This is a genomic window from Pararhodonellum marinum (assembly GCF_015354735.1).
Lineage (GTDB): Bacteria > Bacteroidota > Bacteroidia > Cytophagales > Cyclobacteriaceae > Pararhodonellum > Pararhodonellum marinum.
The window spans coordinates 274,165-288,459 of record NZ_JACEFJ010000003.1 but is presented as its reverse complement, the minus strand read 5'-3'; the positions used below and the strand labels follow the sequence as shown (position 1 = coordinate 288,459).

General features: G+C 41.8%; 13 protein-coding genes. 2 read left to right on the top strand and 11 right to left on the bottom strand.

Translation table 11 applies throughout. The features are described from left to right. Position 1: 1 nt before the first annotated feature. Positions 2-925 (top strand): carbohydrate kinase family protein, encoded by a 924-nt coding sequence (locus tag H1A14_RS08330; RefSeq protein WP_194775775.1) that lies wholly within the window; start codon positions 2-4, stop codon positions 923-925. A gap of 51 nt (positions 926-976) precedes the next feature. Here H1A14_RS08330 and H1A14_RS08325 read toward each other — a convergent pair whose 3' ends face one another. From H1A14_RS08325 to H1A14_RS08295, 7 genes are all read right to left on the bottom strand, one after another. Further along, entirely contained in the window at positions 977-2,182 is a 1,206-nt protein-coding gene (locus H1A14_RS08325; RefSeq protein WP_194775774.1) for a tetratricopeptide repeat protein, read from the bottom strand. Positions 2,183-2,222: 40 nt separating this feature from the next. After that, the gene (gyrA, locus tag H1A14_RS08320) at positions 2,223-4,772 is read right to left on the bottom strand and encodes a DNA gyrase subunit A (RefSeq protein WP_194775773.1); all 2,550 of its coding nucleotides are present in this window, start codon (positions 4,770-4,772) and stop codon (positions 2,223-2,225) included. Positions 4,773-4,859: 87 nt separating this feature from the next. Further along, positions 4,860-5,855, bottom strand: a complete 996-nt coding sequence (locus H1A14_RS08315; RefSeq protein ID WP_194775772.1) for a hypothetical protein — start codon at positions 5,853-5,855, stop codon at positions 4,860-4,862. A gap of 115 nt (positions 5,856-5,970) precedes the next feature. Continuing rightward, the gene (locus H1A14_RS08310) at positions 5,971-6,462 is read right to left on the bottom strand and encodes a hypothetical protein (RefSeq protein WP_317174862.1); all 492 of its coding nucleotides are present in this window, start codon (positions 6,460-6,462) and stop codon (positions 5,971-5,973) included. 145 nt (positions 6,463-6,607) lie between these two features. Beyond that, positions 6,608-7,258: a ribulose-phosphate 3-epimerase gene (rpe, locus tag H1A14_RS08305; RefSeq protein ID WP_194775771.1), complete on the bottom strand. Its 651-nt coding sequence runs from the start codon at positions 7,256-7,258 to the stop codon at positions 6,608-6,610. Positions 7,259-7,314: 56 nt separating this feature from the next. Next, the gene (locus H1A14_RS08300; RefSeq protein WP_194775770.1) at positions 7,315-8,955 is read right to left on the bottom strand and encodes a S8 family peptidase; all 1,641 of its coding nucleotides are present in this window, start codon (positions 8,953-8,955) and stop codon (positions 7,315-7,317) included. After that, entirely contained in the window at positions 8,942-9,628 is a 687-nt protein-coding gene (locus H1A14_RS08295; protein ID WP_194775769.1) for a hypothetical protein, read from the bottom strand. Before H1A14_RS08295 ends, H1A14_RS08300 begins: the two co-directional genes overlap by 14 nt. A gap of 140 nt (positions 9,629-9,768) precedes the next feature. Here H1A14_RS08295 and trpF point away from each other — a divergent pair, with 140 nt between their 5' ends. Further along, positions 9,769-10,395 carry a phosphoribosylanthranilate isomerase gene (gene trpF / locus H1A14_RS08290; protein WP_194775768.1) on the top strand — a complete coding sequence of 209 codons (627 nt, stop codon included), beginning with the start codon at positions 9,769-9,771 and terminating at the stop codon, positions 10,393-10,395. Here trpF and H1A14_RS08285 read toward each other — a convergent pair. The 4 genes from H1A14_RS08285 to H1A14_RS08270 are packed head-to-tail and all read right to left on the bottom strand — an operon-like array spanning position 10,392 to position 14,212. Continuing rightward, positions 10,392-11,966 carry a hypothetical protein gene (locus H1A14_RS08285; protein ID WP_194775767.1) on the bottom strand — a complete coding sequence of 525 codons (1,575 nt, stop codon included), beginning with the start codon at positions 11,964-11,966 and terminating at the stop codon, positions 10,392-10,394. The genes trpF and H1A14_RS08285 overlap by 4 nt on opposite strands. A 50-nt stretch (positions 11,967-12,016) precedes the next feature. Then, a complete protein-coding gene (locus H1A14_RS08280) occupies positions 12,017-12,577 on the bottom strand; it encodes a 1-acyl-sn-glycerol-3-phosphate acyltransferase (protein ID WP_194775766.1) in 561 nt (186 codons plus the stop codon). Then, complete coding sequence (locus tag H1A14_RS08275; RefSeq protein ID WP_194775765.1) at positions 12,574-13,377, bottom strand: patatin-like phospholipase family protein; 804 nt, start codon at positions 13,375-13,377, stop codon at positions 12,574-12,576. The genes H1A14_RS08280 and H1A14_RS08275 overlap by 4 nt, the downstream gene beginning before the upstream one ends. Further along, positions 13,367-14,212 (bottom strand): MBL fold metallo-hydrolase, encoded by an 846-nt coding sequence (locus H1A14_RS08270; protein ID WP_194775764.1) that lies wholly within the window; start codon positions 14,210-14,212, stop codon positions 13,367-13,369. The genes H1A14_RS08275 and H1A14_RS08270 overlap by 11 nt, the downstream gene beginning before the upstream one ends. Positions 14,213-14,295: the final 83 nt, after the last annotated feature.

Here is a 14,295-nt window from a genome sequence, read left to right as displayed (position 1 = left end):
AATGGATCATAAAGTGGAAATAATTGTGGTTGGAGAGATTTTGGTGGACTTGATTGGCCACGAGATCAGGGAAGAGATTTTTAGGACACATAGCTTTAGACGTTTTCAGGGGGGTAGTCCTGCCAACCTTGCCGCTAACCTATGCCGGTTAGGAAAAAAAGTTCATTTGGTGGCAAGTGTGGGGAATGATGGACTGGGACAATACTTGGTCAAGGAACTGGAAAGTCTTAAATTGGACACTACGGGAATTCATTTTCGAGCTACAGCTCCTACCAGTCTGGTCCTGCTTTCGAGAAGTCACGGCACCCCTGACTTTATCGCATACCGGGAAGCTGATCGTTTGATTTATCCTGAGGACATCACTTCAGATCACCTTAGAAAAGCAAAAATCTACCACACCACCTGCTTCGCGCTCAGTAAACAACCCGCTCAACATGCCATTCTCAACGGCGCCAAGAGAGCCCGTGACTTTGATGTACAATTGAGCATTGATTTGAACTATGCGCCAGCAATTTGGCCAGACCATGAAGAAGCCCTTCAGGTAATCAAAGAATACTGTTTACTGAATCCCCTGGTCAAAGTAAGCCGCGATGATTGTGAGAGGATATTTGAGAAAAAAATCTCTGAAGAAAATGCAATTCAACAAATTTTGGGTTGGGGTGCTAAACTGGTTTGTTTTACAAAAGGCAAAGAGGGAAGTCATTTGGTGGCGGCTTCCGGCGAAAACATTTTACTCTCTGCAGCTTCAATCCCCATATTAGGGGATGCTACCGGTGCAGGAGATGCCTTTTGGTCCGGCTTTTTGGCTGCTTACCTTGATGGGAAAAATTATCAGATTGCCTTAGAAGATGCTTCGAAAATGGCTGCCTTAAAACTTTCCACCGATGGTCCTTTGCCTGAAAAGATAAAGTTGGAGGAAACCTAAAGACATAAAAAAAGCCACTCAAAAGTGGCTTTTTATTTTTATCAAGGAAGTCTATTCATCCATCCAATTGGCACCTTTCTTGGCGATCAACTTTTGGTTGTATTCCTCAGCCTTATCGGCATTTTTTAACCTGGTATGTACTTGGAAAAGAATTTCCAGTATATCTGTATTATCCGGTTGAAGTTCAGAAGCCTTGGTGAAATAAGGTAGGGCTGACTTATAAATATCATCTGCCTCAGTCATCATTTTATCAGCTTTCTTTTCCCATTCGTCATCAGGAAGGTTGTTGACTTCACTGATGATTTTTCTTGCTTTGTCTAGGTAAAGCGCTCCGGTGTAGAAATTTCCGTCAAAAAATTCAGGATCGATTTCTACTGTTCTGCTGTATTCCGCCAATGCACCATCAACGTCTCCTGACTGCTCTTTCAAATAACCATATCGGAGTCTGATTCCTGTATTGTTTGGGTCGGTTTTCAATGCTTCCTCTATAGATGCCATCGCATCATCCATTTTGTCCAATTGGAGTAACAACTGAATCTCTGTTTCTTGTAAGCCAGTATCCTCTGGATAAATTTCCCTGGCCTCAGAAACCAAACGGTAGGCTTCTTCTTTGTCATCATCCTGACTTGCCATCTGAATAAGGAAATAGTAAGCATTTAATTTATTGTAATCCTCTATTTCTAGCAGTGGCATCAAGTATTTCTTGGATTCTTCATTTTTGCCAATCATGTTGGCTAAGTATCCAGAATTAAATAACATGGTGGTATCAGTACGATCTGCGTCTGCTGCGAGTGCGAAAAACTCGAATGCCATTTCAAGATCATCTTCTTCGTAACGATCTACTGCTTTGACAAAGGCATCACTTTTCAATTTATACATGGCCTGACCTGACAAATTTTCAGGCATATCAGGGATGAAATCTTTGTAGATTTCTTTTCCAATCTTGCTATCCTTGTCATTGCCAACCATTTCCATGGTTTGTTGAAAGGTATCCAAGGCCTTTCTTCCGGTGGAAACGGTAGCTTCTTCTTGAGCTGAACCGGCTTCAAACATTTTTGTTTCGATTTTACCTTTCAAAAGATAGGTATCGGGTTCCTGCCCAGTTTCTGGATCCTGAATGGCTTGGTTAACTTCTTGATAAGCAACCTCCAAGTCGCCTTTTTTGAAGTTTTTCTCAGCCGACCTTACTACTTTCTTTTGACCAAAAGCTACCGCAGTAATGCCGACCAATGCTAATGATAAGAGTAATTTTCTCATTGTATATTCGATTTTCTTGGTTTTTGAAATGTGTATTTGTTTATTTTTCAGATCCATTGTCTAAATCTGGATCATCGGGAGTTTCTTTTTCTGAATCATCAGTAATCATTCCATCAGTGGGTAATTCTTCCAGTTCATCTACTTCTACTACTTTGATTTTTTCAACCGAGGAGATTTCATCGTTCTCATTCAATTTGATCAACCTGACTCCCTGTGTGGCTCTTCCCATTACCCTTAAGGCGGAAACTGGCGTCCGAATGATGATCCCTGATTTGTTGATGATCATCAGATCATCACTATCAATAACTTCCTTGATTGCAACCAGATTGCCTGTTTTTTCAGTAACATTCATTGCTTTCACGCCTTTGCCACCCCTGTTGGTAATCCGGTATTCATCCATGAGTGACCTTTTGCCATATCCCCTTTCCGAAACGACCAGCAAGCTGGCATCTTCTCTGGAAACACAAACCATGCCAACCACAAAATCTTCATTTCCTGCCAATTTGATGGCTTTTACACCGGTGGCGGTTCTTCCCATCGGCCTCACTGCTGATTCATGGAAATGGATCGCCCTGCCCGATTTAGCAGCAATCACGATATGCGTATCTCCATTGGTCATTTCTACATTGATCAATTGATCGTCTTCCCTTATATTGAGGGCAATGATGCCATTGGTCCTGGGTCTTGAATATTGCTCCAACGTAGTTTTTTTGATCAACCCTTGTCTTGTGACCATAACCAGATAGTTGTTGTTGATGTAATCATCATCTTTTAGGTCACCTACTTGTATGATGGACCTGATCTTATCATCATTTTCTATGTTGATCAGGTTTTGAATAGGCCTGCCCTTGGATACCTTACTTCCTTCTGGTATGGCGTAAGTTTTGAGCCAGAAAAGTTTTCCTTTGTCCGTAAAGATGAGGAGGTAATTATGGGTGGAAGCAGTAAACAGGTATTCTGTAAAATCGTCCTCTTTGGTAGAAACCCCTTTGGATCCAACTCCTCCCCTGCTTTGTGTTCGATATTCTGTAAGAGCGGTTCTTTTCACATAACCCTCATGAGAAACAGTGATGATAACTTCTTCATTTGGAATCATATCCTCATAGCTGAAGTCCTCCGCATTGTGCTCAATGGTAGTTCTCCGCTCATCGGCATACCTGGTTCTTATTTCTTGAAGCTCATCTTTGATGATCTGCATCCGCTTGTCTTCGTTGGCCAGGATTTCTTTCAGTTCTTCGATGAGTTTCATGATCTCATCGTACTCGTTCTGAATTTTTTCCCGTTCCATGCCGGTAAGTCGCTGTAATCTCATGTCAAGGATGGCCCTTGCCTGGATTTCTGACAATTCAAACCTTTCCATCAGACTGGTTCGCGCTGTTTCAGGATCTCTGGAACTTCTGATCAAACTAATGACTTCATCAAGGTTGTCTAATGCAATCAGGTAGCCCAAAAGAATATGGGCTCTTTTTTCCGCTTCTCTTAATTCATATTCAGTCCTTCTAATCACTACCTCATGCCTATGGTTGACATAGTGATGGATCATGTCTTTCAGGTTGAGCGTTTGCGGCCTGCCTTTTACCAAGGCCACATTGTTGACACTGAAGGAAGTTTGAAGTCCGGTATATTTGTATAAGTTATTGAGAATGACACTCGAAATGGCATCTCTTTTTAGTTCGTATACTACCCGCATCCCCTGTCTATCCGATTCGTCCCTGATGGCAGAAATGCCTTCAAGCTTTTTCTCGTGGATCAGCTGTGCGGTTTTTTCCACCATGTTGGCTTTGTTGACCAAGTAAGGAATTTCCGTGATGACGATCATTTCTCGACCGTTGTCTTTGGTCTCAATAGCCGCTTTCCCTCTTACCACTACCCTACCTCTTCCCGTCTCGAAAGCAGATTTGACCCCATTGTAACCATATATGATACCTCCCGTTGGGAAATCAGGAGCAATGATGTGTTCCATCAGTTCAGGGATGGTGATGTCATTGTTGTCTATGTAGGCCACGATGCCATCCACTACCTCACCCAAGTTATGGGGAGCCATGTTGGTAGCCATACCCACTGCAATTCCTGAGGCACCATTGAGCAACAATGCTGGGATTTTAGCCGGTAAAACCACTGGCTCTTTCAAAGAGTCATCAAAGTTGAGCTGAAAATCAACGGTTTCCTTATTGATATCAATCAACAATTCTTCTGCTATGCGCTTCAGCCTGGCTTCTGTATACCTCATGGCAGCGGGATTGTCCCCATCTATGGAGCCAAAGTTACCTTGCCCATCTACCAATGGATACCTCAAAGACCAATCCTGGGCCATTCTGACCATGGTTTCGTATACTGCACTATCGCCATGGGGGTGGTACTTACCTAGTACTTCACCGACTATCCTTGCTGATTTTTTATGGGCTTTGTTGTGCAGCACACCCAATTCCTGCATGCCAAAAAGTATTCTTCTGTGTACTGGTTTCAGTCCGTCACGGACGTCTGGAAGTGCTCTGGAAACAATAACCGACATCGAATAATCGATGTAGGCTCCACGCATTTCTTCTTCAATGTTAATTGGTATAATGTTCTCGTTCTCTCCGTGAGCCATAAGTGATTATTTCGGTAATTAAGCTGCAAGTTAATAAAAAGAATAGGGTTTTGAAATACAATATTATTCAGTTGGACTTTAAATCGGCTAATTTTTGATCCATTGACCTACTTTTCTATTTTGGCGCTTAAAAATAGAGCTCCCCCTGTATTCTCTGTCATCGTGCAGGTGGTTCATGACCACACCACAACCTGGGACTTTGCATTTTTTCACACCAGGCATACGCATGGTAACGCCTACTTGAAAAGTAATGACGGTTTGGTTCAGCTGCTGAATTTCTTCTATAGTAGGTCGCTGATAATTGAATGACCTAAACTCCACTGCAGGCCTAAAAAACAATTCAGAAAATTCCGAAAGCTGTTTTTCAATCCTCAATCCAAAACCATAGTAGGGTTTTGCACTCGTTAAGGCAGGATCAAAACTTTTCCGGATCATCATGGTACCGAATTCTCCATCGATCAAAAAACGCCAATAATACTCTTGATTGACCCTCAACCTTTTTTGGGTCTGCATAAACGTATTGTTCTCGTCGTATTTTTTATACTTTCGATTGATAAAGGCTATTCTTTTTTTTGAATCAAACACCACCAAGCCCACTGTTCCGTAGAGTCTGTCGAAAGTAAAACCGGATCCTTCAAAATTAAATCGGTGGTTGCCTCCTTCCATCGGATCGATGGAACCCCATTCTCTTCCGTATCCCCCTCCCAAGGAAAGAAAATCGGAGAAATTGATCCTGATTCCAGCCCGGAAAGGAAAAACAAATCCATCATCCTTAAATTCGATTTCTTCCCCACTTTCCAATGGGCTCGGATTTTCCAAATTATTGATTTGCTGGATGGGATATAGACTGGGGTCAACACTGGAAAAAGGCATCGTACTGTACATCCGATTGACGCCTGTTGAAAGTTCTAAGCCAATTCCCCCCAATACATTACCTAACATAACTGTGTTGTTCTTCTTGGATTTTTTCTTATCGATTCTGGTATCAATACCAAAAATATCCTCATCCTGGGCTTGGACTAAAAAAGGGATCAGGCAACACAACAGAAGAAAAAGTCTTGGTGCTAAGCGATTATTTTTCATACTTCACATCTATCAATACATTTACAAATAAAAGGGATTGTCATGAAAACAAAAAGCCTTCCCGAGGGGGAAGGCTTTAAATATAGTATTTTTCTAAGAAATATGTAAATATCGCTTAATTTTCGTCTTCGTTTGTCCTTTCGGTTTTAAGTTGGGCGATCAGGTTATCGACTTTTTCTTTTACTTCAGGATTTGATTTGATGGCATTATTGATTTTGTTGTAAGTGGCTGCTCCCAAAACATCCTCATCTTTGATCAAGCCGACTTTAAGATCCCTAACTTCTTCGCTGAGAGAACCCATAAAATCCAGTATTTCTTGATAAGCCGTCTTTTCTTCTTCTGTCACCTCGATTTCAGCCATTTTTTCTTCGTTACCCCAGGCAGCTTTGATGTCATTGTACCGACCTGCACCATCGATCACTTCATTTTCCTTGATCATTGTGATCAATTCTTCATTTTTCATTTCGTAGAAAGCAAGCACCGAATCCTCCATGGCGGCGAATTTGGCCAATTCCTCATCGGTTATTTCTTCTGTGTCCTGAGCAATAACATTTACGCTGAAGAATCCCAACAAAAGAAAGGACAATATAAATAATCGCTTCATCATGATTGTAGTTTGTTTATAGATTTAAGTTTTCAATTAATTTTCAATTAAAGACAATATCCCCTTTATCACAAGAAAAACCCTCAAATAGGCTTTATTTTTATGTTAATGGTTGTTAAAAAATTCATTTCTTAATGAAATAACATATTTATAACTTTTTCAATGCAGAAATGGTTCTGATGGGATCCTCATTTGAAAAAACAAAATTACCGGCAACAAGAACATCTGCACCACATTCCACCAATTTAGGTGCATTTTCTTCATTAATCCCCCCATCAATTTCAATCAAGGTATGCGCCCGGGTGCTATTTATCATGGCTTTGAGTTTTTTGATCTTGTCATAGGTTTTGGGAATAAATTTTTGCCCGCCAAACCCCGGATTGACTGACATCATACAAACCAAATCAATGTCTACTAAGACATCTTCCAACAGCTCAACTGGGGTATGAGGATTGATGGCCACTCCCGCCTTACAACCCAAGTCCTTGATAGCTTGTAAGGTTCTATGCAAATGGGTACATGCCTCATAATGAACAGAAATGATGGCTGCACCTGCTTTTTGAAAAGCTTCAAGGTAGTGATCCGGATTTACGATCATCAGATGAACATCAAGCGGCTTTTTGGCATGCCGGTTGACCGCCTCGGTCACTGGAATCCCAAAAGAAATGTTAGGTACAAAAACCCCGTCCATGATATCCACATGGATGTAGTCGGCCTCAGACCGGTTTAACATTTCGATTTCTTGCTGTAAATTGGCAAAGTCTGCTGCCAGAATTGAAGGGGCGATCAAAGCACTCATAGAAAACTGAATTTGAGTGCAAAGAAAATAAAAAATAACCGGAACTGTAAATTCTTTTACTTTTTAAGCAGTTTGACCCGTTTGGGAACCTGCTCTCCTTTTAACTCGACGATGTATAGACCCGTTTTCAATCCACCCAATTCGATCTCATAAGGAGATGTATGGTCCGTTCTTTTGAGCTGTTCGTAGGCTATGACCTTACCTTGGACATCAAAAAGCGTAAACTCACACCCTTTGGTATTGCCATATTTAAAATACAGGGTCTGACCCTCCAAGGGGTTTGGATAAAGACTGAATATCACTGGTTCCGACTCCGGTTCCAAATTAAGGATTTCACCAAAATAAGCCTTATAAAAATCCGGAATGCCATAACCAACCGCCGAATCTGGATTTTCTGCTTGGGAGGCACTATTGAGTAAGGCGTCTAACAATTGATCTTTGGTCCATTCGGGTCTGCCTTCCCATATTCCTGCCGCCAAAGCAGTTACCTGAGGAGCAGAAAAGGAGGTGCCATTGGTAGTTCCCACTGTTCCATTGGGGCGCAAAAGAGAAACTCCCTGACCAAATGCCACCAATTCAGGTTTGGTCCTTCCATCGATGGTAGGCCCCATAGAACTGAAGCTGGACCGTTCTAGGCTACTTCCTACCGAACCTACGGACAAAATTCCCTCCGCATCCGATGGGGCAGTAAGGGAGCTACTTCCCCTGGTTCCATAATTCCCAACTGAAGTCACGACCAAAATTCCTTTTTTTGCTGCCAAAGCTGCCCCTTGGGAAATAATTGCCGTCTTTCCATCAAAGTCAATGATGGAATAATCCATGGAGCTGTCATCAAAGTCATAATAACCCAGGGAACTGTTGATGATGTCTGTGCCTAAACTATCTGCAAACTCGGCAGCCCTTACCCAGTTGTATTCCTCAATTCGGTATTCAGACCTGACATCCTCGGTTAGACATAACACATAATTGGCATTGTACGCACCGCCAATGATTGCTTCTTCTTGATAGGCCGCAATCAAAGACAATACATTTGTCCCATGGCCACTCGAGTGGAACACGGTTTCGGATTCCTCAAAAACAAGGTCTTTCGTGGCAATGATTTGGTTGTTGTCAAATAAATGTTGGAAAGCAGGCAAAATATTGACATTAAAAAAGCCTCCATCAAACACTGCAACAGTAACACCGGCCCCTGTCAATCCCTCGGCAAACATTTGGGGAATCCCTATGAGGCTGTTTTGAAATTCGAAATCTTCGGTTTTTTTGTTGGCATTCTTCTTTTCTATCGTGGCCTTAATCCCGGATTTATTTCCCAATCTTCCATTTTCATGAGGCCCAGGAGCCAAATAATCTATTTTATCAACAAATGGCAGATCCAAAATAGCGGCTAAGTCACTTTCCTCAGCCCTTACCACCGAAGCATTCAACCACTTGGAATGGTACTTGATCTTCTGGACCATGGGTTTAAGGGTTGCAACATAGCTATCAGAAACCGGTAAATCAGTGCTGTCTGGAACCACCCCTTCTTTGGCACGCCTCAATAGTGCCTTTTCTCCTAAAAATTCAGCTGGATTATCCAGACTAAAGTGCTCTTGTGGCTTGTATTTGTAAAATACTGCATAGGCGTTCTGCGCATAAATAAACTGATCTGTAGCGGAAATGATGATAATCAAAAGGGTGATCAGACTAGTTTTTACCATATTCGGAAATGCTTAGGTGTCTAAAACGACCTTCTTCAATAATTTGTTCGCCAAGGCATTCATTTCGCGAACAATATTGTAAAATTTCTTCATAGCTTTCGACCAAACCTATCCCTTTTCCAAAAACCTGGTATCGCTTATCTCTCAAAATAATGGCATCATCTTCATCCGCCTGCAAAACAGTCAGTGTATTTACTTGATTTGTACCTATAGAGTGAATGATACCCATCTCGGTAATTGCATAGAAGTCAGCTTGTTTGGCATCATATACATTGGCATCCCAAGATTTCCCCACCATGGGAGGGAAAACCAAAGTGACTTCCACTTGATTGCCTTCCTTTTTAACAAGGCTATTTTTCTCCATTTGTAGGGTGAATACACTTTCATTTTGCCAATCCACACCATCAATCGATTTGCTTCTGACCAGTCGGAAAACGTCAAGACCTTCTTCATTTTCAAAGGAATCCATTATTTTATCCCTAAAATAGAAAGAATAACTTTCGCTGTCCCCTTCCCCAAAGTATTGTATTTCATCTACCTGATAAATCCAGTAATTACCGATTTCCAGTGGCTGAAAATCCAATTCAAGACCAAGGGGCTCCTCCATTTTGTCATTGCAGGAAAAAATCAATGGTGTACAACAGAAAAATAAACTAAGCCTGATAATTTTCATCGTGAAAGCAATAAAATCTAAAAATACGAGATTATTGGAATTTAAGTACCATTTGCCAATTAATTTTGGATTTGGATTTTTAAAATGGGGCTCGCTTGTCAAGGGATTAAAGGTTATCTTTGTATCAAAATCAGAGAGAAATGGCTTTAAGTACTTTTGTGAAAGTGGGGAATATTGACAACTTAAGCGATGCACGTTATTGTGCAGGGATGTATGTCAATCTTTTGGGATTTAATCTGGAAGAAAACCATTCAGACTACATAGACCCGGAAAAATTCAAGGAAATTACCAATTGGCTATCAGGGCTGGATTATGTCGCTGAATTTGAATTCGCCCATCCCCAAAACATTTTGGAACAACTCAAATCCTACCCTTCGATCAAGTGGATTCAGATACAGGAGGAAGCACATATTCAGATGCTGCTGAACACCAGCTATCAATTGATTTTTAGAGTAGTTCTTCGTGACTCTACTGAATTGGAAGCTTTAATAAGTAAATCACAAAGCTTTAAAGATCAAAATGTTATCATATTACTTGAATCTGAAAAAATGGAACTCGACGAAGCGTCTATCCCTTTGATCAAAGAATTGGCAGCCTCCGCTCCTGTTCTTTTGGGTTTTGGTATCCATGAGGACAATGTCCAGGAAATGATTCAAGCTACCAAAGCCAAAGGGATTGCATTGAGTGGAAGCAAAGAAATCAAACCCGGATTAAAGGACTTTGATCAGCTTGCTGATATTCTGGAAGTTCTCGAAGAAGGTGATTAATTCCCTATTTCAATTGGTGGGGTTAATGTACCCAACAATTCCATAACAGTTTGGTGTAATATTGGAGCCGTTTGAGGGCCAAGTGAATTGATCTCACCATAGGGTCGCTCTTCACGACCATAGGTGTAAGGTGGCTCGGCATCCCATTGGCTTTTGGGCACTATGTATCCTATCATGTCATTGGCCATGCCATTGAAAAACCGCATCTTACCAGGCATTTTATCCCGGATGGCAGGTACTTCAACTGGATCAATTGAATAATCCTGACCCTCGGGGGATTCCACACCACCATTCAGGATTTCGGGATAAAGTTCTCCAGGAAAATGAACAAAACTTATAGGGCCTAAAGTCCAAACAGCCACCTCAGACCTGATATGGCGCCACGTCACAAAACCCCTATCAAAAATCCTGAGCCAAGCTGCTAATAGGAAAAGGTCGTTATCCATAGGAAGCAAGATACTTTTGGCACGGAGACTGATGGAAGCTTCATCCATTATCCATGATTGATTTTCTAAAGCTTCTAAGGCAATTTGTGCCAATGCCATGCCCTGAGCATCAATTTTGGCTACATTTTCTTCAAGAAGTTCCTCACCCGATAAGGGATGAATGACGGGTACACTTGGATGGGTGGTCATCAGGCCACCAACGGCCCCATTCATAAAAACAGCCACACCTCCAAGACCAGGGTGCAGGAGGCTATCACCTTCAAAGATGCCATCTTCCACATACTTTCTGAAAAAATGGGGAAAATCAGAACTGATCAGAACATTTTCCAACCAGAGGGTTTCGGGATGGTTTCCCCAGTTCAACAAAGTTCCCAAGGTTTCATTGCTTTCTTTGGACAACACCTGCATGACACGTAGCCCTGCATCAAAAACCTGCGGATCCCTTGTGTCCCCTACCAAGTCCAAAGCGCCATCTAAATCTTCTGCCAGTTTGAAATAAGCCGCTTGGCTATTTTGAACAGCTAGGTTCACCGATTCTACAATTCCATCAATCACCTGATTCAGATAAGTTGGGTTTACTCCACTTTTATACTCATTGGGACCCCACATGCCCATCAGGTCTGGAGAAGAATGCACATGTGTACTGGAAATGATCACATAATCCAGATCCATGGATTCTTGGATTTTCTTCCTGGCCTTTAAAACTTCATCGTTTCCAAAACCTATCATGTCGATCACACAAAGGGCTATTTTTGTTTGACCATCGTTCAAAAACATGGTTCTTGCCCATAAAGGATCATTTACGCCATTTGCAGGGCGACTTTGGTGGAAACCGGCCAACCAAATTGGGTCAAACTTCCCATTTCCATTCAGGTCATTATAAGTGTCTCCCGCTTCAAGGTCATAGACTCCATCTTGATTATGATCATTCCAGGTATCGAAATTTTGTGGAGTGATATCTATTTTGGAAAATCCGGCTTGAATGGTCTGAGGAGCTTTACTATTTATGCTAAGGTCTAGGGCATAACCTCTGTGCCGGTCTCTGAACTGGTAGGCTGTAAAAATGCTTATCCCTATCAGCAGGAAAACAAGGATAGAGAGTGTGATCAATACTATTTTCTTCATGGTCAAATTGGGTTAACCAATCAAAATACAAAGAAATCACTTTGAAAAAATCATTTGATGCCTTTTTCTGGGTGTTTTCCTGTCACACCCCTTCCAAAGGACATCATTTCTTCGATTTGTTCCTCCATTTTCCCATTGGGATAGATGATAGGTCCCAATCCAGCCAATTTTTTCTTATAATCAAGAAAACCAATTACAACGGGCACTTCCGCACCGAGAGCGATGTGGTAAAATCCTGTTTTCCACTTGGGAGCATAACTTCTTGTACCTTCAGGGGTGACCATGATGACCAATTCATCCGAGGCTTTCAACATGCCCACCATGGCCTCTGTATAGGTCTGTTTTCGCTTTCCCGGTATCCTTTTCCTATCAATGGCTATCCCCCCAACAGATTTGATCAGCCAACCCAAAGGACCTACCATAATTTCCTTTTTGATGGTGAATTTGACAGGTACCCGCATCAAATAGAAAGCTGCTCGGGCATACAGGAGATCCCAGTTACTGGTATGTGGTATCGCGATCAATACCGCCTTTTTGATTTCTTTTGGCCATTGTTTATTGACCTTCCAACCGGTAATCCAGAACAAAAATCGGGACAGGGTTCTCATCATGCTTGATTTACATTGGTTTCCTGAGTGGTCAAATCCAAGAGCTTGGGATTGTCCGATGCAAATTTAATGACAGCATCATAACCAGCATCATAAATCTCCTGGGATTTTTTGATATCAAAAACGCCATAATGGGCCAAGCCTATCGGTTCTATGAAAAAGTCGCACTTGTGCTTCCGGCTGTAAACATTGTAATTCATAGACATGATCACTGTCCGTTCAATGAGGCTTTTAATATTTTTGATGTTGGTTTCCTCTGGCAGGTGGTTACTATTGACCCCGATGATATAATCGCAGGTCCCTTCCAGAGGTTCTACAGGAAGATTGTTAAGTACTCCGCCGTCTACAAAATAGTCACCATCAATCAATATAGGGTCAAACATTCCTGGAATACATGAGGAGGCCATTAGGTGCCTAATAAGCTCTCCTTCGGTAAAATAAACCACCTTGCCTTTTTTGATGTCTGTGGCTGCAATTGTAAGCGGAACTTTCAGGTTTTCAAATCTGCAATTAGGAAGGTATTGGTTATAGAGCACCTCTACAACATCCATCTTGAGGATCCCTGTCCAAGAGATGGCTGGCCGCAAAAATTTAAAAAAATTGGTTTTGACAATGATATCGAGTATTTCCTTGGGCTTATATCCGTAACAATACATGGCACCAGCAATGGCACCTGCACTGGTTCCAGAAACCCTATCCGGAAAAATGCCCAATTCATTTAAACCTTGGAGAACACCAAGATGAGCAATTCCTCTCACACCTCCTCCGGAGAGTGCTATGCCTATTTTTTTTCTAGATTTCACTGAGTTTAAATGTTTGGTCCAACCTAACCCCTTTTTCGGTCATTTTCACAGTACAACACTCGTGTTCCGGATCATGTTCCAAAAACAACACATACTGCTCACGCGCAGCTTCTTCTAAAAAAAATCTTTTTTCCTCGAGCGTCAGCAATGGTCGGGTATCATAACCCATCACATAGGGCAAGGGAATATGACCGACAGAAGGTAACAAGTCCGCTACAAAAACAATAGTGCGTCCTTTATAGGTGATTTTTGGAATCATTTGTTTGTCTGTATGTCCATCTGCCGTTAAAAAATCAAAACCAGGCATAAAATTGCCTTTGTCTAAATCCAGAAATGACATTTGGCCACTCTCCTCCATGGGAAGTATGTTTTCCTTCAAGAAGGATGCTTTTTCACGTCCATTAGGCTGCGTGGCCCAATGCCAATGATCCATATTTGTCCAATATCGCGCCTGCTCAAAAGTCAGTTCAGGATGTTGTTCCGCTTTGTCTTTCCATCGTACCCCTCCTCCGCAGTGGTCAAAATGCAGGTGGGTTAGGAAATTGTCCGTGATGTCATCCTCATGAAAGCCAGCTTTTTGGAGTGACTTTGATAGGTTTTCGTCCCCATGAAGGTAATAATGGGAAAAAAACTTATCATCCTGCTTATTGCCTATACCATTATCAATCAGAACAAGGCGGTTTCCTTCCTCTACCAAAAGGCAACGCATTGCCCAGGTGCAGAGGTTGTTTTCATCTGCAGGATTTGTTCTTTGCCAGAGGGATTTGGGGACTACCCCAAACATGGCCCCTCCGTCCAGTTTGAATAATCCGGTATGGATGACATGAAGTTTCATGTAGTTTTTTATGTAAAAAAAGGATTGGGAGAAATAACATATTGCCACCCAATCCTTTTCAGGTTATAATTTGTCTTCTGTGG